Raw genomic sequence first — 21,194 nt, forward strand, 5'->3', positions numbered from 1 at the left:
TAATCTAAACCTTAAAAGTGAAATCTGCTTTCTAAACCCTCATTTTAACAAATGGGATTTGGACCTAGAGATTTCACTTTTTCTTTTCCATACCTTAATCAACCGCACCATGCAAACCAAAAAACAAATCAAACCCGAATCTTATAAAGTGACCGGCGATTGGGGCAGGCAATCATCGCTTCTCATCGAACAATATCCGGAATTGACGGATGATGATCTGGAATTTGAAGAAGGGAAAGAAGATGAACTTATCCAAAGAATGGAGTTCCGGTTGAACATAAGACATGATGAGGTAGTAAACATTATCAGAAAAGGGCAATTGCAAACCATAGGATATACCTGAATCCCTTAGGTTTCTCAGAAAGTATAAATCATTTATTGTCACCGAGTTAATGTTCGCAAAAAGAGACAAGAATCTTAAAGCACCAATCGGACATAATTCACTTTATTTACAAAAAAGTATGATTTATATAACATTAAGGGTGGATTCTATAAACTGAAACCCCTCTATTTTGTGGAGATTTGTATCAACAAAAAAGGAAAAATCCAGACAGTCTCATACACTGTCAACGGTTATCAAAAGTGATTACGAGGATTGACTTTTTAATTAATTCTAAATGATTTTTAGGATTATCTATCTGCAAGTTAGATTGAGCTCTGACAAGTCTTTATTTCTTAAAAAATAAAACAGGTCAAGCAATTATTTTTCTCCGGTGGAAATTTGTTTGGGTGAATTAAATGAAACCGACACTGACAAAACAATAGATAATCTCATTTTTTTTACCTCTCCGCGAAGTGGTCGGAAATAAACTAAAATAAGTAAATTATATAAGTTTATGGAGTTTTTTTATAACAAAAAATAAACACATTGCGATATCTTTGTAATATAAAATGACAATTAGTAGGGCTTATAAATGGCAAGAATCGGCAGGTAAAACCTGCCTTTCTTTTTTTATAGACATCCTGGTTCTGAGCAATCTTATTTTCTAAGCGACTGTCATCAAACCCTGACTTTTCAAAATTTATGATGGTTTGGAAGCAGATTCAAAATATCGCTGCCGCCGGAAGTTTTCAAGTATCATTGGATAAGGAAATCAGAAAAAAAGTTTAAAGCCCCATTGACAAAAAGTACCCATTTGCCCATAAGTGATATCTATAATTATAAAGTATTAAACTATAATTGAACAGACTTAACCCGCCGTATCTTTGAAATTATAATACAACAATTAGTAGGGCTTATGAACGGCAAGAATCGGCAGGTATTTAACCTGCCTTTCTTTTTTTACCCAGTTCTGAAAAATAAGTCATAATCCTGCCCTGTGTGTGATTTCTGTAATCTTTAAGTTATATTCTATAATTCCAAATACAACACCTGCCATACCTTTGTAACAGTAAATAACAATTTACTAGGGCTTATAAATGGCAAGAATCGGCAGGTATAACCTGCCTTTCTTTTTTTTACTGATTTTTGAAAGTCGTCAAAATGCCCTCACTAATCCGGATATGTAATATCTACAAGCTTTAAGTTATATTCTATAATTTTTAAAAATGGCTTAAGCATACCTTTGATTATTAAACCAACGAAATATTTAACAACAAGATTATGAGAAGAATTACATCGATTACCGCGTTGATTATAGTGTCAGGATTGCTTGTTTTTGGTTGCCAGGATTACCCTGAGGGACCATCAGTGAGTTTAATCCCAAAAGCAGATAGGGTAGGCAACGATTGGAAAGTGGGAGAGGCTCTGGACAACGGTGCCAATGTGACAGCAGATTACTCCAGGTACGAACTTGACCTTACACCGGGCGGTGCCGCTACGCTTACAGCACAATATACTTTGTTAGGAATAGCCTATGATTTTGTGACTAATGGCACTTGGGCATTTGTCAGCGATGAGAAGAAAATCTCCTTTGACTTTGCCAATGACCAGGCTGACGGTGTGTACGAAATCCTAAAGCTAGAAACCAATGACATGTGGTTGAAAGAAGATGGCGGAACACTCGAACTGCATTTTGTCCAAAGATAAAATTCTAAACCTGACAGTTTTTATTCCTACTCCTAACCGTTAAAACTTAAACAAACTATGAAACTATCAAATTCAAACCCGACCGGAATAATCGTCAGCAGCATACTGATGGTGATCGGAGCGGGAGCCATCATCAACTTCTTTTCCAAGAAAAGAAACCAAAAGAAAGCCTCACAGGCAAGTAAGTTCTTCATGAAAAAACTGAAGGAAGAAGGCAAATCCCTTAAGAACCAAGCAAAGGACAAGCTTGGATCCTCCAGGAAGGTTTTGGACAACATGTCTAATGTTTGAGCCACGGGCAAAAACTTGGGAATGTCCCTTTTCACCGTTTACGAAATAACAAAAAAATGAAAATCATACCTGTATTAAGCAAAGTTCTGATGGGTTCAGCCTTTGTACTTTTTCTGAGCTATTGCACCAAGCCTATTGAGGAGAAACTCGATGATGCGGAAACAAAAGTTCAGGAAAAGCAATCAGAGGTCATAGAAGCCAAAGGAGAACTATATGATGTAGCCGCTGATTCTGTCGGCCAGGTAGAGGAATACCTGGTGGTAACCAAACAGAGGCTGGAGGCAAACACCAAAAACCTTGAGGAAATCAAGAGGGAGTTAAAGTCAGACAGGGCTTTTTTGACGCCTATCCTTGAGCAGGAATTGTCAGATTTGGATAAAAGAAACAAGGAACTCTTAAAGATTGCAAATGATACGTCGGCAATCAGAAGTGGTACTTGGGAAAATGTCAAAATCGAATTTAACAAAGAAATGGATGCCTTGGAGACTGCTATTACTGACTTTAGGGATAAAGGGACGAAAAAACCCTGATCTGTAAATTTTTATTGGGACTAAAAATGGGAAAGAATGTCAGGTTTTACCTGGCATTTCTTTTTTGTTAAAAACGGAAATCATTACTTTCTAGCCTTTCCATATTTGAGCAACTGCAATTGCTGCCGAAAAGAGATTTTTTTCTTGATTATAATTTCATCCTTCCACCAATCGAATAATTTCAACAAAATCAGATTTATACAACTTAAACAATCAATTGTATAAGATATCCCAAAACTATACTGGAGACCTTTGGTTGGGGTAAACTCAATATTTTGGGATTCCTTTCGGTATCTCTAGGGTTAATTGAAGCCTAAAGAAATCTAGGAAAGTTCTTCAAATCATCTTCATTTCTAAGTTGATTTAAATATTTCAGAATCCGGAAAAATAGCATAAACGCAACCCTGTTTTGACTTACGGTCAAAGGACTTCCATAGCGATGAAATCTGATGCCAATCAGGAAAAGTCAAAGAAAACAAAGATTAATCATGACATCGAATACAAAATCAGTTGAACAACTTCCCGATAAGCCTACGGAGCAAGAACAATATTTGCACCTGATCAATCTGATGCCTGAAAAAGTCACCAAAGCTGATGCTGACGGAAAGGTATTTTACTTTAACCAAAGTTGGGTAGACTTTACGGGAGAAAGTAAGGATGAATTGGTGCAGGAGGGTTGGAGCAAGTGGATTCATCCTGAGGATGTAGAGGAAACGGAAATCGGATGGATAGAGGCAGTCAAAACGGGAAATCTGTTTGAAATGGAATTCCGTGTCCGTGACCAAATGGGGGAGTACTATTGGCATATGAGTAGGGCAAGGCCGATCCGGGATAAAGGTGGTATGATAATCCAATGGATTTTCATTACAACAGTTATCCAAGACCAAAAGGAAGAAAATGAACAACTGGAGAAAGTCATAAAACGCCGCACCAAGAAGCTTGACAAAACAATCAAAGAACTAAAATCACTTAACCTTGAATTAACGGATACCAAAGAGAAATTGGAGTCCGATTATGCAAGGAGCCTGATAGAAGCGAGCCTTGATCCATTGATTACCATCAGTACAAAAGGGAAAATCACCGACATGAACGAGGCGTTGACCACCATCACGGGCAAAAGCCGGGAGCTGCTGTACAACACAGATTTTGAGGGCTACTTTACTGAACCAAAAAAAGCAAGGCAGATTTATAGGGAAGTCTTTAAAAAAGGCTTTATCAAAAATTTCCCTCTCGTCCTTATAGATGGAGAATTGGTGGATGTCTTATTCAACGGTGCTACTTACAAAGATCCGGCGGGCAAGGTCCTTGGCGCTGTGGTGGTGGCTAGAGTGGTTACTGAGCAAAAAAGGATTCAAAATGAATTGCTCATTGCAAAAGAGACTGCGGAGTCAGAAAGAAAATCCGCTGAAGCTGCGAAAATAAAAGCAGAAGAAGCCGTCAAATCCAAGGAGCAGTTCCTGTCCAACATGAGTCATGAAATCCGGACGCCTTTGAATGCCATCATTGGTTTTACTGATTTATTGCTCAAAACAGAACTTTCTGAAAAGCAGGACAAATATATGTCTGCTATCAAAACAAGTGGGAATACCCTATTGCTTTTGATCAACGATATTCTTGACCTTGCCAAAGTCAATGCAGGCCAAATGAAATTTGATAAATCTCCTTTCAAGCTAGCAAAAACTTTGGGAGATGTTTCCCTGCTCTTTGAAGAAAAGATCCTGGGAAAAGGCCTCCGTTTTGAATTGGATTTTGACCCAAAAATACCTGAAATTTTGCTAGGAGATCCCTTGAGGCTTATCCAGATCATCGTAAACCTGATGGGAAATGCGATCAAATTTACAGATAAGGGAAAAATCAAACTGTCCTTAAAATCAATCAAACAGAACAATGCTTCAGTCTGTATTGAAATAGCAGTCAAAGATACAGGAATAGGCATATCAGAAGACAGGGTTAATAATGTTTTCGAAAGTTTTCAGCAGGCTACCAGTGACATTACCAAACTTTATGGAGGCTCCGGCCTTGGGCTGACCATTGCCAAACAGCTCGTAGAAGGTCAGGGAGGAAGTATAAAAGTGACAAGCAAACTTGGAAAAGGTTCCACTTTTTCTTTTAGACTTACATTTCCAAAAACCGACCTTGCTATCCAAAAAGAGGAACACTTTCAGGAAATTGATTTGGATACAAAAAAAATCAGGGTATTGGTAGCCGAAGATGTTGTTTTGAACCAACTACTGATCAGGACGCTGCTAGAGGGGTTCGGATTTGAATGGGAAATTGCCGCTAATGGGAAAATCGCCATTGAAAAACTTGAAGCCCAACCTTTTGATATCATCCTGATGGACCTGCAGATGCCTGTGATGGATGGATATGAAGCCACAAAACATATCAGGTCTGTCATGAAATCAACCATTCCGATAATCGCCTTAACAGCTGATGTTACCACGATGGACAGGGGTAAATGCGCGGTTTTAGGGATGGACGATTACCTCGCCAAACCTTTTGATGAAAAGGATTTGTTTAATAAAATCAGAAAATTGACTGACCAAAGTCCAAAAAGGGAACAACTGACTGGTAGGAAAACACGGATTTTCAGATTGAATGACAAGAATGGCCGCCTGACTCATTTTGAATATCTGGATAGAATTACCTCTTCTGACCAGGAATTGATGCGGGAAGTGATCATGATGTATTTGGAAGAAACCCCAAAATACATCGAAGCGATCACTCATAATTTAAAAAACAAAGACTGGAAAGGAGTCCATCAGAGTGCACATAAGATCATTCCTTCATTTTCTATCGTGGGGATTGATCCGGAGTACACGGCGATAGCTTTGGATATCCAAAACTTCTCTGACGTAGAATCCAAGCACTACCGAATACCGGCATTGGTGAAGGAGTTGGAGGACTTGATATATCGGGTAACGGCCGAATTGACCGAATCAATCAACTCTTCCTTTGTCACAGCAAATGAATACTGAAAAAAACGGGATATTTTAGACGAAAGAGAAATTCCATTTTTAACCATCAATGTCTAGCCTACCGGATACTTCAACCGATTCAAGGTCAATTGAAATAAGCAGTTTGAAAAGGGAACTCCTTTAGCTTTCTCCGCTTCATTTGATTGAATCCTTTCTATTCAATCCCTTTTTTGGATTGATATGTTCCCTTGCATTTTCAGATATGGTCATAAAAAAAGCACTGCCATAAGCAGTGCCTCTTGTCCGTGAAGCCTAAAAGTACCTTTGAATAAGATGATCAAAAGTAACTTAAATTCGAATCCGTCATCTTTTTTAACCATTATCAAATAGTGGTCTTTTTGGAATTTGACTCGCAAGATTTTTAACAAAACCATAACGCAAATACTTTATATTGAAGGGGATTCTTCAAATTATTTCCATAAAATTACTTCACAATAAATTTTGGTTTCATGATTCTGGCTAACTTTGGAATAGACCATATAACTTATGAAAAAGAAAAAATATTTACCTCTCAAGGAGCTCACAGATGCTAAATTGAGATACTCACAACTTTATCTTGATGAGCTCAAAAACCCAAAAATAGCAGGTTCCGACGCTGAGAAAGCCCATCAGCAATCTTTCCTTTTTCATTTGAACGGTGTGGTTGACGCTTTTTTTGCGGAATTGAACGAAGTTTATAGCCTTGGCATACAGGAAAAGAACCTCAGTCTGGAAAAACTGAAAAACGCCAAATCTGATTCCAAAAAGCCAATCAAAGAAGCATGGAAAATCAAAAAGCTTTATGGCAAAAAGAACTGGCTTGCAGAGTTAAAATCTTTCAATCCCCACTTACCGCTGTCAGACAAAAAAGCCAAAAAAACAAAAGGCAAAGCCAAGGAAGAAACTTCCAATCTGGTAGAACAAATCAGCCAAATACCAACCAACCCTTTATTGGACAAATTTGAAGAATGGCAGTCAAAAATGAGGAAATTGGTAAGTGAACTCAGAGAATCTGCCCTCCACGCAAGTGGCAATTCACCCAAAAAATAATAGAATACTTTTACTCATTTAACTCAAAGCTCTCAGGTGTATAGGTCTGAGAGCTTTTTGTTTTTGTTGTCAAAAACCCTTGCTAAATCCCACTCCAAGCATGAATGTGTCATAGACGCTGAGCCTGAGGTCATATTGGGCGGTAACAAAAACCTCCCAATCTTTTTGCATTTCCCAGCCTCTTTCTATTCCTAACCGGAGAAGTGACAAATTTTCCTCAGCAGCGAATTCATATCCTGCACCTGCCAAAAAGGACCATCTTTCATGGGGTTTGAATACTCCCACTAAGGTCATGGTAAGTGGTCTTTCCCTTTCGAATTCTTCGTTTCCTTCAAAATCAATCACAGTAAATGATTCGGTGATGATATCCGAATGGATTCCCACAGCCCACTTTCTGCTTATCTGAAAATTATAATCCAATCCCCAAGAAGGCACTGCCATAAATTTCTTTTCCCCTTCGGATTCTCCGGAAGGGATATGTGTATGGCCCATCATCAAAGAGACTCTATGCCGGAGAAGTGCTTTTATATCCTCCTCCACCATATCCTGGCAAAAAGATATGTGGGAAAATCCTAGAATAAGCAAAGAAGTTATCAGCAGTTCTACTTTCCTTTTGTTTTTCATTTTCAATTGGAGTAAGTGATTGTTATTAATTTCTTAAAAAACCATTTTCTGACATTTTGGAATTCTGCTCAAGCCTAGATTTATAAACCTATTTTATAGCTTCAGTAATATAAGAAAAATGAACACAAGGAAAAATCAAAGAGGAAAGTCTTTTTTGAATACCAAAAGCATATTAACACCGTGATTTACCTTATGGCATATTTACCTCAAAAGGAAATATTACCTTCCAATCTGTTTGCATATTCACAATAACCCATTTGTTTTTGGGGGCGTCATCCAAAGCTTTGGAAAGATGGCCGATTGGAGAATCTTTGTCGTAAGCATATTCCCTCACCGAATCAGTGTGGTGGATAATCATTCCTAATCTTGGCCCATCTCCTTTGGAAGTATATTCCAACATAGCGTAATCCCCATCGGAATTACCGGCCGCAAAGACTGGCCTTTTACCGATGTGTTGGTGGATACCCACAGGCTTGCCTTCTTTGTCATCAATGAAATTGATTTCAGGAAGTTTGTTGATGACAGGTACACCATCTACTGATTCATATTTGGCCTTTATCGAACTTCCAATGACTTGATAAGGCGGAATTCCATAGGCTTTCTCCGCCCACACCCTCATAAAATCAATTCCTCCACCTGACACTATAAAAGTTTTATAGCCATTGGCACGAAGGTATTCCAAAAGTTCTACCATAGGTTGAAAGATCATTTGGTCAAATGCCTGACCGGTTTTAGGATGTTTATCGGTTTCAAGCCAAGCGGATACAGATTTCTCAAATTCTGAGGTAGTCATGCCCGCATGTGACGCCATAATCATTTCAACCAAAGCCTTCTCGCCTCCTTTCATCACAGCTTCCAAATCACCGGAAACAATACTTTTAAAAGGTTCTTTGGATTTCCAATCAGGATGGTTGGGAGCTTCTTTTTTGATGTAATCAATACCGTAAGCCATCTGAAAATACATCGGCTGCTCACTCCAAAGGGTCCCGTCATTGTCAAAAACTGCTATACGGTCTTCTTCAGGAATAAAATCAGGACTTCCTGTTGTGGTTGTTTTGGTAACAAAATCAATTATTTGCTGCTTGGTACCGCTTTCATTCCAAGAGGGAAGAGGATCAGGTGCTACGACAACCTCTGTGGTAGATTTTGGTCGTGGACCTGTACAACCAACTTCAAGGAGCACTAGTCCCAAAAAAACCTCTAGAATTAATTTTGATCTGAATTTCATAATTGTTTTGGCATAAAATGAAAAGCCAGTCTTTATCTGACCGGCCTTTCATTTCTCATTGATTATTTTTATTTGCCATTCCTTCAATCTGTTTCTGGACTTTTCCCAAACTCCAGTCTCCTGCAGTTTGACTTGGAGGATAATCCTTAAAGGTTGAAAGGAAATTAAATGCATAGCCCTGAATGGCAATCAGAATATATGCACGATCTATATACCAATCATAATAAGTATTGGAGCCTTCGATTGCCTTTTCAAAAGGATCTCTTCGAAGATTGATCAAATAAGGAGCTCTAAGTTCCACAAAAGGCTCTAACCATATTTGTAATTTATCTGCTCTGTTTTCCAAAAACATCGCTTTCCAGTCGCCATATCTCAAAGCTGCAATTTCCCCGGCATCATTTACATAAATAAATCCAGCCCTTGGAGATTCCTTGACCTTCCCTGTCAGGTAGTCAAGTTGGTTGACTCCATCTATGTGGTTTTTGAAAGTTTTGCCGTTCATTGTGACTCCTTTTTTAATTTTGTCAACCACATTAGGGTCTCCGCCTATGGCTGCAAAAGTCGGTAACCAATCTTCATGCGAAACAATACCGTTTAGAGTAGTACCACCCACGAATTTTCCTGGCCATTTAATAAATGCAGGCACTCTGTAAGCACCTTCCCAGCTGCTGTTTTTTTCACCATGAAATGGTGTTGTTCCTGCATCAGGCCAAGTGTTATAGTGTGGACCATTGTCTGTAGAATACATGACCACGGTATTATCAGCTATTCCCAACTCATCCAAGAGATCTAACAATTCCCCTACATGAAGGTCATGTTCAACCATTCCATCTCCATATTCATCTTGACCACTGATTCCCTTATGCTCTTCCTTGACATGAGTCCTGAAGTGCATCCTAGTTCCATTCCACCAAGTGAAGAAAGGTTTTCCTGCGGCAACCTGCTTTTTGATAAATGCTTTGGTAGCTGCAATTGACTCGTCGTCAATGGTCTCCATCCTTTTCTTGGTAAGAGGACCTGTATCTTCAAGTCTTTGACCACCTTTTCCATCTGCCCATGAATGGATAACGCCTCTCGGGCCATAAGTTTCTTTAAATGTTTTTCCATTAGCCAAAACCATATCAGTGGGATAATCTTCATTTTCAGGCTCCTCTTCTGCATTGAGGTGGTAGAGGTTTCCAAAAAACTCATCAAATCCATGCATAGTGGGCAGGTGTTCGTCCCTGTCCCCTTGGTGGTTTTTTCCAAATTGACCAGTTGCATAGCCAAGGTTTTTCATCACTGTGGCAATAGTGATGTCAGTCTTTTGCCATCCTTCTTTGGCACCGGGCATCCCAACTTTAGTCATTCCTGTTCTTACTGGAACAGTCCCACCAATAAAAGCTGCTCTACCTGCGGTACAGCTTTGTTGGGCATAATAATCTGTAAACCCAATTCCATCTTTTGCAATGCGGTCAATGTTGGGTGTTTTGTATCCCATCATGCCCCGGTTGTTGTGGCTGATGTTCCAGGTACCGATATCATCACCCCATATTACCAGGATATTGGGCTTTTTTTGTTGAGACCATGCCATACTGATACTTAGTGCCAGTAGCAGCACACTGAAGATTGTTTTTTTCATATTTGGATTTTGGTTAGTAAAAATGTAATCTACTTAATTTTATGTAATGTTTCAGAGGGTAATTCGCCAAAAAGCATTTTGTAATCCACTCCAAATTGCCCCATATGGGTGAATCCATATTTTGAGGCAATTTCTTGTATTGTCATTTCCTTGGGAGAGGAGGAAATCAGGAGGTCACGTACTTTCTTGATTTTGAAATTTTTGATATACCGCTTAGGACTTTCACCTGTTACCTTTTTGAAGGCATAGTAGTAGGTCCGGGGAGCCATGTTTTTTTCAGCAAGAATGGAACCTAGATCAACCTCCATTCCCGCCAGAGCGGTTGTCTCCATAATTGTTATCGTATCAATGATGTCGCTTTTGCGCACCTTGATCCCCATAAAATCCCCGTTTTTCAATTTTTTTGGATCTAAAATGAAATGATAGATAAATATTATCGGCAAGTTTTGGGACTGCAAATAATTTCCAAATTTAAGTTTAACTCACTTGGACAAGCATTTGGAATCAGAAATTCTTGCAAAAACTCATCGAATATTGGCAAACATTATCAAAATTTCGCCAAATATGGAATTGGAGAGTGAAAAAGGGAAAAGTGAAAAACAGGAAGAAATTAAATTTTCAAACTTCGGGTATATTCAGAAGGAGTTATTCCTGTGAATTTTTTGAAAGCAGAGGAGAAGGAATTCCTGTTGTTGAAGCCGCATTTATGTGATAAACCCTCTAAGGTGTAATTTGAATATTCCCCTTTTTGGATGAGCTCAAGGCAATATTCGACCCTTTTTTTGTTCAGCAGATCTGAAAAAGTCGAATCCAAAGACCGGGTGATGCAGGCTGAAATCTGATAATAGGGGACTTGTGTATCCCTTGCAAAATCCTGTATGGAATAGCCATGGTTGAGGTATACCTGTTTTTCATCTATCCACTTGATGATAAGGCTTCCCAATTCCCGCATTTTTGCCTCTTGATAATGGTCAGGTTTGTCTGCTTTTTGTGATTCAATGGAGCGGGGTATTTGGTCTGATACGTATTTCACTTCATTGATACCATAAAGTAGTTTTGGATAGAAATAGAGCAGAACGGCACTGAAAAACAGTAAGATGGCAGCCGATGAATGGACGAGCGTAAAAGCCAAACTGCTATCCAACCAAAAAAAAGTAAGGTAATATGGGAAAAACAAGAAAAATTGAAGCAACATAAAAGAAGCAATCCATACTTTCCAGTCTTTTTCAAACTTGGTTTGATCTCTTTTCAGGCTTTTTTGCCACCTGACCAAAATCACTATTTGTACTATCCAATAGACATTGATAAAGGCAGTTCTGAAAAATTGGTGAAATCCCTTAGGAAAAAACCGGCTTTGGTTAAATCCTGTAAACTGGTTTGGGTCTTTTATATCATCAAGAATCAGCTTGATTTTTTCTTCATTTTCCAAAAATAGGACGGGGGCAAAATCAATGCTGTAAATCAGCAGGGGAATGAAATGAAGTGCGTCATACCATTTCAGAGACCGGTTTTGGGTGACGCACTGAACATATAGGAAGGGCATTGGGACAAAAATCCAACCAAAAATATTTCCGGTTCGGTACAATTTTGGAAAATGGACCATTAACCCGGAATTGATAAGCAATACTAAAAAAATAGCGGCTGAAAGACTTAAAAAAGATAAGGCTAATGGAATATTTAATTTATTCCTTGTCGAGGAATAAATGAAAATAATGATACCTGTGATTGTGCCAACGATAACAGATGTAAAATAAATGATGTTGGCCAGGTCAAGTTTTAGAAACATATGGGAATTTAAGGAATTTGGGGAAAAAGTTTCCCTATTTCACGTTTTTTACGTAAAAAGTCACCTACCAAAACCATATCTCACCCTAATTCGGCCTAACTGGATTTCTTCATTATTCATATATTCTAATCTGTTTTTACCGCAATGGATGCGAAGGTTTTGCAAAGGGGGCAAAGGGGATAGCCTTTTTTTTTACCGCAATGGTTGCCAAGGTTTCGCAATGGTCGCCAAGAGGGCAGCCTTTTGTTTTCTTTGTATCTTTTTGGGTAAAAAATTCCCCCGCAGATACCGCAGATTGACGCAGAAGAGGTAACAGAGCTTGTCCGTTATCCTGCTTCTCCAGAAGCAGGATGTTTATACCGCAATGGTTGCCAAGGTTTCGCAATGGTCGCAAAGAGTGCAGCCTTTTGTTTTCTTTGTTTCTTTTGGGGTAAAAAATTCTCCCGCAGATACCGCAGACTGACGCTGAAAAGAAAACGGAGCTTGTCCGTTTTCCTGCTTCTCCAGAAGCCGGATGTTTATACCGCAATGGTCGCCAAGATTTCGCAAAGGGTGCAAATAGGTTCTTCTGTTTTCTTTGTTGCTATCGTGGTTAAAAAGCACTCCCGCAGATTTCGCAGATTGACGCAGAAGAGGAAACGGAGCTTGTCCGTTATCCTGCTTCTCCAGAAAGCCGGATGTTTATACCGCAATGGTCGCTAGGGTTTTGCTATGGGGGCAAAGAGTGTAGCCTTTTGTTTTCTTTGTATCTTTTGTGGTTAAAAAATTCTCCCACAGATACCGCAGATTGACGCAGAAGGGGAAACAGAGCTTGTCCGTTTTCCTGCTTCTCCAGAAGCTGGACGTTTATACCACAATGGTCGCCAAGGTTTCGCAAAGGGTGCTAATAGGAGGTTCTTCTGTTTTCTTTGTTCCTATTGTGGTTAAAAAGCACTCCCGCAGATATCGCAGAATGCGCAGACTCAGAATCGCTAACAAGTTGTTTTATTCTCTTTTCAAGGAAGTATTTCAATGACACTTGAGGCAAAATCATCCATGCTGAATTCTCCTTTTGGAGTAAAGCCAAGCCGGACAATTACCAAATCTTTTGATGGAATGACCAAAATCCATTGTCCTTCAAATCCTCCTGCATAAAAAGCATCATTGGGTAGACTTGGAAATTTCTTCTTATCAGGGCGGCTTGGATTTCCGGCATTGAGCCACCACTGTGCGCCATATTCTCCCATAGGTGCGGCAATAGCCGGAGTGGTGGCAAATTCCACCCAATCTTCCGAAAGGACCTGTTCGCTAAGCCAGTTCCCTTTACCCAACATCAGCAATCCCAATCTTGCAAAATCCCTTGCCGGTGCAAAGACAAAAGAAGAACCCACGAAGGTGCCGGAAGCGTCTTTTTCCATGACGGTATTGTGCATGCCTATTTTATAAAACAATCCTTCATAAGGTAAACGCTGATAATTTTCTTCGCCAAGTTGGTTGCGCAGGATCTTTGAAACAATGTTGGTGGTGCCGCTGGAATAGTAAAAGTATGTTCCAGGTTCGTATTTGAGCGGTTTGGAGGCAGCGATGGCTGCGGCATCGGGATTTAGAAAGAGCATTTTGGTCGCATCAGATACTCCTCCATAATCTTCTACCCAATCCAGTCCGTTGGTTGCCTGAAGCATGTTTTTGAGGTTTATGGTTTTTCTTTCATCAGACCAATCTGACAACAAACCGTTTTGATCCAAACTTAAGACACCCCTGTCAACCTGTAATCCCACCAAGATGCTGATGATGCTCTTTCCCATCGACCAACTTGTATGTTTGGTATTGATATCATGGTCATTGCCGTAACCTTCTGCCACCAATTGTCCTTTGTGCAGGACGACAATCATGTGGGTGAGGTGGGTCTTCTTGACAGAATCTTCAAATTCAATGTCAATCAAATCTTGGATCTTGCGGTATTGGGGCAGGTTTAAGATTGAATCGTTGAGCCTGTTGCCGTTTGGCCAACTCACCGTGTCTTGACTCCAATTGGGTTTTGGTACTTCATAATAAACTTGATTTCTGACTACTTCTTCATCCATTCCGGACAATAATGTGCATCCCTGACCCTCTCGGTAGATAGCTACCCTTTGGGCCAAACCAAATACACTTCCGGTTACTTTTAGACCTTCCTTGTCCACTTCAAAATTTCCAAGGCTGATCGGGAAGGCCCGCAATTCCTGGCTCTTCACTGAGTTTTCGTCCCTTTCTGCAAGGAATATACAACTGCACATGATCTTTGAACCGTAGGAACTGATCAACGGAAATGATTTCCAGGCATAATTGATTCCGTATCCTAATCCTGCAAGGAGGATCAAAAGGAAGGAATAAAGGATTTTCTTTTTCATGGAGAGGGTGGTGGGGCTATGATGGGATTGAGATGGGAATTTAACTTTTGTAAATATTAGAATGTAACTTTTATTCAAATTGAAAGGTCATATTTAATAAAAAATGTTCAGAAATTTTGTTTGTATCCGCTTTATTGCACGTAGCCAATTAAATAATGGTAGGGGAACGATCAGCGGTTCTGTGGACAGTGGACTGTCGTCCGTGGACAAGTATCCGCAACCGATAAAGTCTCCTCAATCCCAACGTGCAACATTGCGGATACTCATAAAAAATTTTAAGTGAGATTTTTCAAAGCCTAAAATCAGGTGAAATTGATGATCATGTTTATTTCCTACCAATCCAGAATTCGACAAGGAAGAGTTTTCTTAAAGCTTTTTTTCAGTTCCTTTTCCCTTAACATCGATTCCTTTCTCCCTTTCACAAATAAAATTCCTATTTTTGCCTCAAATAGATAAGTAAGCATGTTTGATAATCTTAGTTCCAAGTTAGATAGAGCTTTTAAGACCCTCAAGGGTACCGGCAAAATTACCGAAATCAACGTTGCCACTACGGTAAAGGAAATCCGTAGGGCCTTGATCGATGCCGATGTCAATTATAAAGTAGCCAAAGAAGTAACTGATACCATCAAAGAACAGGCCCTTGGCCGTGATGTATTGATTGCTGTTTCTCCGGGTCAGTTGTTGATCAAAATTACCCAAGAAGAACTGACCAAATTGATGGGTGGCTCCAAAGTGGACATCAACATCAAAGGTGATCCGGCAGTGATTTTGATCTCAGGTCTTCAAGGTTCAGGTAAGACTACCTTTTCAGGCAAATTTGCCAGTATGCTCAAAAAGCAAGGCAGACAGGTATTATTGGTCGCCTGTGATATTTACAGGCCCGCTGCGATCGACCAATTGAAAGTATTGGGAGAGCAGATAGGAGTAGAGGTCTATGCTGAACCTGAAAATAAAAATGCCCTTGAGATTGCAAGCAGGGCAATTGAATACGCAAAGAAGAATGGAAAGAAAATAGTCATAGTCGATACTGCGGGCCGTTTAGCAGTGGATGATGTGATGATGAAAGAAATCGAGGCTTTGAAAAAAGCACTCAATCCTTCAGAAACATTGTTTGTGGTCGATTCAATGACAGGTCAGGACGCGGTAAACACAGCCAAGACTTTTGATGAAAGGTTGAATTTTGACGGTGTGGTTTTGACAAAATTGGATGGTGATACCCGTGGCGGTGCTGCCATTTCGATCAGACATGTAGTCAACAAACCCATCAAATTTATCTCCACGGGGGAGAAAATGGAAAACATTGATGTCTTCCACCCTGACCGTATGGCCCAAAGGATTTTGGGTATGGGGGATGTTATTTCCTTGGTTGAACGTGCACAACAATCATTTGATGAAGATGAAGCCAAGCGGATCAATGCTAAGATCAGGAAAAACCAATTTAACTTCGATGACTTCCTTTCCCAATTGGAACAGATCAAAAAGATGGGAAATATCAAAGACTTAATGGGAATGATTCCCGGAATGGGCAAAGCCATGAACGGAATGGATATTGACGATGATTCATTCAAGCCTATTGAAGCCATCATCCGAAGTATGACACCTAAGGAAAGGGAAGACCCGGATATCATCGATGGCAACAGGAGAAAAAGAATCGCAAACGGAAGCGGTCGAACAATCACTGAAGTCAATAACTTGATGAAGCAATTCGCTGATATGAGGAAAATGATGAAGCAAATGAATAAGATGGGCGGTGCCCAAAAAGCCCTCGGAGGATTGATGCCAAAGATGGGCAGGCGATAGCAAGAAAAACTCCAAATCTTTAAGTGATTTGGAGTTTTATTTTTTTTCTCAAAAGGTAATTTAGATTTGGCTTACCTTAAAACATATCCTATTCTCAGGGCAAGATGGTTAACATTTCCTTGGTCTGCACCAGCAGCAGGTTGATTTGTTAATCCCTGACTGTAGTTTAATCCCACCTGAATAGCCCCAAAAGAATATCCTACCATGGCATTAACAGCGATAGTAAAGGGAGCTTCCTCGTTTGACCCACTTCCAAAATTATAATCAGTTGTTGTGGAATTTCCATTACTTTCCACTGTTCTTTTTCCAGAAAGTCCCATATTGAATGAAGGTCCCAGACCTGCAAAAAATCCTTTTTCTTTTCCACCGGTAAAAACAAATTGAACAGGGATTTCTAAATAGTTAATACTCATTTTGGTCATTTCAATATCACCGGTATTTAAGTTCTCAAGCTCGTCTGACCACTTTTTATTCAGGAAGTTCATTGCCGGTTGAATTACAAATTGATCTCCTAGTGGAACGTGGTACATGGCACCAAAAGTAAAACCTAATGCCCCTCCTAATTTATCGAGCCCATCCGCCGTTGGAAAAGCTTCTCCAAAAACACCTACGGGACCTGCTTGAATGCCAAACTGTCCAAAAGATTTGTGTGAATGAAATACAAATATCAAAATAGCAATTGTCATGATCTTTTTCATGTTTTCTAAAATTTGGTTTAATCAAATTTCTAAAAAAGACACCCTGCATCAAATACCCCAAAAGTAGTAATCTACTTATATGTCAATGTTAACTTGCTAAGTAATATTTAAAAGAAAATGCTAAATTAACTTATATTTTTTTCCGGGAAGAGACTTTATAAGCCCCTCAAATTCAAGATTTAAAAGATTAGATGCTAAACTAGAAATGGAAAAATTTAACAAAATGGCAATTTGATCGATTTCCAATTCTTTCTTTTCCATCAATAACTGTAAAATGGATTTTTCCTCCTCATTGTACTTGGAGAGATCAAGCATTTTCGTCTTCGTATTGGTGGCTGATAGGTTTTCTTTGGACCATGATAAGGCTTCCTCGAGGTCTTTTGGACCTGTGTAAATTGTGGCTTTCATGGACCTGATCAGGTTATTGCAACCCTCACTATAGGGGGAAAGAAGGTTTCCCGGAACCGCAAAAACTTCTTTGTTGTAGCTGAATGCAATTTCCGCGGTGATCAAGGCTCCGCCTTTTTGGGCAGCTTCCACGACAATGACAGCATCCGAAAGCCCGGAGATGATCCGGTTTCTTCTTGGAAAGTTGCTTGGATGCATCACTGTACCGGGAGGATATTCGCTGATTAATCCCCCTCCGTTTTCCATCATTTGCTCAGCTGTGCTTTTATGAAGGGCAGGATAAATCTGATCCACAGAAGATCCCAATATTCCCAATGTAGGTAGGTTATTGGATAAGGCGGTTTTATGGGCTTCAATATCTACTCCATAAGCAAGCCCACTGATGATAGTAGCATGGTAAGGACTGAGGTCCTCAATGATTTTTTTGGTGATGTTTTTACCGTATTCAGTGGCATTTCTTGTTCCCACTATCGCAACCGACCTGTTTGGATTGAGATTGACTTGTCCTTTTGTATATAATACCATGGGACAATCGTCCATCACCTTGAGCCGTGTGGGAAAGTCAGGATCTGAAAAAGTAAGTATTCGAATCCCTTTTTTTTCACAGTTGGAAATGAGTTCTGCCGCTTCCTTCAGGTAAACGTCCTTTTCTTTCCTGATTTCGGCAAGCTTCGCACTGAGACGGGGGATTTTTGAAATTTTTCCCAGGGGAAGGTCAAAAAAATCCCTAGCCGAGCCTGTATACGCCAGGATATTTCTATATAATGAAGGACCGATTTTAGGGATTAGATTAAGCGTCAGCTCAAAAATCAAATCTTCACTATTTGGATTCGACATGCATGGTGTCTCTGATTTCTATCAAAAAACGCTTGATCTGATGGAGTCTGTCCACCATGGCTGCTTTGTCAAAAACAGTTTGATGATCGCCTTTAATGACTTCCTGTGCACCTTGAAGGGTATATCCTTTGATTTTCACCAATTGATAGATATATCTGATTTTTTCGATATCATCCTTAGTAAACCTTCGGTTACCTTTTTTGTCTTTTTTGGGTTTGATGATGTCAAATTCTCCTTCCCAATAGCGAATAAGGGAAGGTGCCACTTTGAACATGCTTGCTACTTCTCCAATTGAGTAGTATTTTTTTTCGATTTCTTTTTCTTTGTACGGCACGGGCTTTAAAGCATTACTTTAACCAAAAATATGAAAAATAATTAATTTTCAAGTCTCAAATATTTTTTTCATCAATTGCCACTTTCCATTTTCCATGGAACCAGGCAATTGTTGCTGATAGGTGGACATGAGATTTTCCCATTCCTGTACTATGGGGTTATTTGCATCCAATTCAGATTTTCTTTCAAATGAAAAACTCTGATCCACCTCAATTATCATGCATAACCTACTTTCCCAACGGTATAATTCCATCGAAAGTATGCCGGCATCAGTGAAACTTTGGAGGATTTCAGGCCTTACTGATTTGTGATAACCTTCGTATTCCTCAATGAGTTGAGGGTCATTTTTTAAATCTAAGGTTAAGCAGTAGCGGCGGTTCATCTCAAGGGCTTATAAATGGCTTCCGGAAACTTTTTAAGGTAGTTTCCGGAAGCAATTGTGAAATTATTTTTCAGAATCTGTTCCTTTTTTCTTTGTTTCCTTTTCTTCTACCACCTCTTTGGCATCCTCAGCGCCTTTTAGGTAGCTGGGTAGATTCAAACCGGCCATGTTGAATAAGTCATTCAAAGGCGGAACACTTTTCATCAGGCCAGAGACAAAATTTGCTGTCGAGCCGTTTCCTCCATCACCGTTTGCCCCGGAATCCCAAACAGTGACTTTGTCTATTTTGATATTCTTCACTGCCTCTACCTGAGTTTTGACAAGTTCAGGAAGTTTTTCAATCAAAAGCAGTTGGAATGCCTTGTTGGGATCTCCGCCGGCTGCGGCGACTACCTGCCTATATCCTTCCGCCTGTTTGGTCAATATTTCATAAAGTCCTCTTGCTTCTGCGTCCATCTTGGCAAAAATTGCATCGGCCTCACCCTTTGCCTGTTCCCTTATTCTCTCGGCTTCAGCTTGGGCTTCAATAATGGCTTTTTGTTTGGCTATTTCAGAAGGAATTACCACGTTGGCAATCTGTGTTGATCTCTCTCTTTCAGATCTGGCGGTCTCGGCTTTTTGCTCTGCTAGGTATGATTCTTCCAAGGCGCGCGCTTGCTGTACTTTTTCTGCAGCAAGGGCTGTTCTTGATGCTTCGGCTTCTCTTTCTCTCCTGACAGCGTCAGATTGGGCAATGGAGATTTTCGCTTCGTTTTCTCCTTTGACAGCCAAAGCATTGGCCTCAGAAGTTTTGACCCTTGTATCTCTTTCCGCTTCTGCCTTACCGATGGACTCGTCTTTGAAGGCTTCGGCGATACTTACTTCTCTGGATTTGTGGGTGATGGCTATCTTGACATCCCGATCTCTGTGGGTTTCAGCGATCTGCACATCTCGCTCTCTGTCTGCCATAGCTTTACCGGTTTCACCTATTTTTTCCTGCTCTGCGACTGAGATTTTGGCTTCGTTTATCGCTTTTGCAGCAGCTTCCTTACCCAAAGCCTCGATATATCCTGATTCGTCTTTGATGTCAGTCACGTTGACGTTGATCAGTTTGAGACCGATTTTCTTTAATTCCGTATCAACGTTTTTCGAAATATTATCTAAAAACTTGTCTCTGTCTGAATTGATTTCTTCAATGGTCATGGTCGCAATTACCAATCTCAATTGACCAAAGAGGATATCTTTTGATAATTCCTGTATCTGGTCAGGGGTGAGGCCCAACAACCTTTCTGCGGCATTGCCCATGCTGTCTGTTTCTGTAGATATGGCAATTGTAAAACGGCAGGGAACATCCACCCTGATATTTTGGCGGCTAAGGGCATTGGTAAGATTGGCTTCAATAGAAATCGGCTTGAGGTCAAGGTATGCGAAATCCTGGATTACAGGCCAAATGAAGGCTCCACCTCCGTGAATACACTTGGCTGATGTTCCTCCTGTACGTCCATAGACCACCAGGATCTTGTCGGAGGGACACCTTTTGTACCTTGAAACCAATGCCGTGATTGAGACAAAAAATACTGCTACTGCTGCAATGAGAATGTAAATCGTTTCCATATTTGAATTGGGTGTTAAAGTTTTTCTACTACCAAAATATTATCCGAATCGATGGATTTGATTTTAACCAAAGTCCCGGATTTGAGAGTTTCAGATTCCGTGATGGCTCGAAGTTCTTTGAATGAACCCTTGATGCTAATCTGAACTTTTCCGACTCCGGATTTTTTGGCCGGAATGGTCAGATAAACTTCACCTGTTTTGCCCAAGGCTTCTTTTATTTGAAAGGTATTGTCTTCAGCAAGCTTCTTGATCTGAGAAATGATCAGAAAAAACACACTGACAAATGCCAAACCTACAAGGAGGGAAACACCAACCAATAAAGTTTTATTCTCTATGATGGAATAAAATGAAATCCCTGTCCAAGCAAATCCTAACAAAAAGTGGATCAGGTTACGGAAAGAAAAAAACTGAAAAGGCCCTTGAGCGCCTTCTAAATTACTATCGAAATCAGCTTCAAGTCCATCTGTAGCATCTGCTCCAATAAATGTCATAACGGTCTGTACCAAAAAGACCAAAGTAGACGGAATGGCCAAATACCAAAAGACCTTGAGCAAAGACTCCATTTCGCTAAAATTTTCCATAGTTGTTTGTAGGTTTATTTTACCAAACTAATTAATTTATTAATTGCCACAAACAATCCATGCGAAACTTGTTGGAT

Annotated in this window: 20 protein-coding genes; 7 read left to right on the forward strand and 13 right to left on the reverse strand. The window is 39.9% G+C overall.

What is annotated here, in order from left to right; all coding sequences use genetic code 11:
• Positions 1–109: 109 nt before the first annotated feature.
• The 6 genes from MMU05_RS10515 (at position 110) to MMU05_RS10540 (ending at position 6,857) form a co-directional block, all read left to right on the forward strand.
• A complete protein-coding gene (locus tag MMU05_RS10515; RefSeq protein WP_241141641.1) occupies positions 110–343 on the forward strand; it encodes a CsbD family protein in 234 nt (77 codons plus the stop codon).
• Between the two features lie 1,260 nt (positions 344–1,603).
• Positions 1,604–2,029 (forward strand): hypothetical protein, encoded by a 426-nt coding sequence (locus tag MMU05_RS10520; RefSeq protein ID WP_241141642.1) that lies wholly within the window; start codon positions 1,604–1,606, stop codon positions 2,027–2,029.
• Positions 2,030–2,086: 57 nt separating this feature from the next.
• Positions 2,087–2,320 (forward strand): hypothetical protein, encoded by a 234-nt coding sequence (locus MMU05_RS10525; RefSeq protein WP_241141643.1) that lies wholly within the window; start codon positions 2,087–2,089, stop codon positions 2,318–2,320.
• A 56-nt stretch (positions 2,321–2,376) separates the two neighbouring features.
• Positions 2,377–2,850, forward strand: coding sequence for a hypothetical protein (locus tag MMU05_RS10530; protein ID WP_241141644.1), 474 nt, complete (start codon positions 2,377–2,379; stop codon positions 2,848–2,850).
• 488 nt (positions 2,851–3,338) lie between these two features.
• Positions 3,339–5,828 (forward strand): hybrid sensor histidine kinase/response regulator, encoded by a 2,490-nt coding sequence (locus MMU05_RS10535; RefSeq protein ID WP_241141645.1) that lies wholly within the window; start codon positions 3,339–3,341, stop codon positions 5,826–5,828.
• Positions 5,829–6,314: 486 nt separating this feature from the next.
• The gene (locus tag MMU05_RS10540; RefSeq protein WP_241141646.1) at positions 6,315–6,857 is read left to right on the forward strand and encodes a hypothetical protein; all 543 of its coding nucleotides are present in this window, start codon (positions 6,315–6,317) and stop codon (positions 6,855–6,857) included.
• A gap of 69 nt (positions 6,858–6,926) precedes the next feature.
• Here MMU05_RS10540 and MMU05_RS10545 read toward each other — a convergent pair whose 3' ends face one another.
• The 7 genes from MMU05_RS10545 to MMU05_RS10575 all read right to left on the reverse strand — a co-directional run bounded on the left by MMU05_RS10545 (position 6,927) and on the right by MMU05_RS10575 (position 14,485).
• Entirely contained in the window at positions 6,927–7,481 is a 555-nt protein-coding gene (locus MMU05_RS10545; RefSeq protein ID WP_241141647.1) for a hypothetical protein, read from the reverse strand.
• A 190-nt stretch (positions 7,482–7,671) separates the two neighbouring features.
• Complete coding sequence (locus MMU05_RS10550; RefSeq protein WP_241141648.1) at positions 7,672–8,709, reverse strand: HAD family hydrolase; 1,038 nt, start codon at positions 8,707–8,709, stop codon at positions 7,672–7,674.
• A gap of 55 nt (positions 8,710–8,764) precedes the next feature.
• Positions 8,765–10,330, reverse strand: a complete 1,566-nt coding sequence (locus MMU05_RS10555) for an arylsulfatase (protein WP_241141649.1) — start codon at positions 10,328–10,330, stop codon at positions 8,765–8,767.
• A gap of 29 nt (positions 10,331–10,359) precedes the next feature.
• Complete coding sequence (locus MMU05_RS10560) at positions 10,360–10,710, reverse strand: helix-turn-helix domain-containing protein (RefSeq protein WP_241141650.1); 351 nt, start codon at positions 10,708–10,710, stop codon at positions 10,360–10,362.
• Between the two features lie 230 nt (positions 10,711–10,940).
• Positions 10,941–12,116: a helix-turn-helix domain-containing protein gene (locus tag MMU05_RS10565; protein ID WP_241141651.1), complete on the reverse strand. Its 1,176-nt coding sequence runs from the start codon at positions 12,114–12,116 to the stop codon at positions 10,941–10,943.
• Between the two features lie 354 nt (positions 12,117–12,470).
• Complete coding sequence (locus tag MMU05_RS10570) at positions 12,471–12,719, reverse strand: hypothetical protein (RefSeq protein WP_241141652.1); 249 nt, start codon at positions 12,717–12,719, stop codon at positions 12,471–12,473.
• A gap of 392 nt (positions 12,720–13,111) precedes the next feature.
• Positions 13,112–14,485, reverse strand: a complete 1,374-nt coding sequence (locus tag MMU05_RS10575; protein ID WP_241141653.1) for a serine hydrolase domain-containing protein — start codon at positions 14,483–14,485, stop codon at positions 13,112–13,114.
• 462 nt (positions 14,486–14,947) lie between these two features.
• Between MMU05_RS10575 and ffh the strand changes: the two genes are divergently transcribed.
• Positions 14,948–16,285 (forward strand): signal recognition particle protein, encoded by a 1,338-nt coding sequence (ffh, locus tag MMU05_RS10580; protein ID WP_241141654.1) that lies wholly within the window; start codon positions 14,948–14,950, stop codon positions 16,283–16,285.
• Positions 16,286–16,356: 71 nt separating this feature from the next.
• On the opposite strand, the gene MMU05_RS10585 is transcribed toward ffh, so the two are convergent.
• The 6 genes from MMU05_RS10585 to MMU05_RS10610 form a co-directional block, all read right to left on the reverse strand.
• A complete protein-coding gene (locus MMU05_RS10585; protein WP_241141655.1) occupies positions 16,357–16,983 on the reverse strand; it encodes a porin family protein in 627 nt (208 codons plus the stop codon).
• 120 nt (positions 16,984–17,103) lie between these two features.
• Entirely contained in the window at positions 17,104–18,228 is a 1,125-nt protein-coding gene (gene dprA, locus MMU05_RS10590) for a DNA-processing protein DprA (protein ID WP_241141656.1), read from the reverse strand.
• Positions 18,212–18,562: a MerR family transcriptional regulator gene (locus MMU05_RS10595; protein ID WP_241141657.1), complete on the reverse strand. Its 351-nt coding sequence runs from the start codon at positions 18,560–18,562 to the stop codon at positions 18,212–18,214. Before MMU05_RS10595 ends, dprA begins: the two co-directional genes overlap by 17 nt.
• 48 nt (positions 18,563–18,610) lie before the next feature.
• Positions 18,611–18,943 carry an L-rhamnose mutarotase gene (locus MMU05_RS10600; RefSeq protein ID WP_241141658.1) on the reverse strand — a complete coding sequence of 111 codons (333 nt, stop codon included), beginning with the start codon at positions 18,941–18,943 and terminating at the stop codon, positions 18,611–18,613.
• A 63-nt stretch (positions 18,944–19,006) separates the two neighbouring features.
• Positions 19,007–20,536, reverse strand: a complete 1,530-nt coding sequence (locus MMU05_RS10605; protein ID WP_241141659.1) for a flotillin family protein — start codon at positions 20,534–20,536, stop codon at positions 19,007–19,009.
• A gap of 14 nt (positions 20,537–20,550) precedes the next feature.
• Entirely contained in the window at positions 20,551–21,117 is a 567-nt protein-coding gene (locus tag MMU05_RS10610) for a serine protease (protein ID WP_241141660.1), read from the reverse strand.
• Between the last annotated feature and the right edge of the window lie 77 nt (positions 21,118–21,194).

Source organism: Cognataquiflexum rubidum, from assembly GCF_022538115.1.
Classification (GTDB): Bacteria; Bacteroidota; Bacteroidia; order Cytophagales; family Cyclobacteriaceae; genus Cognataquiflexum; species Cognataquiflexum rubidum.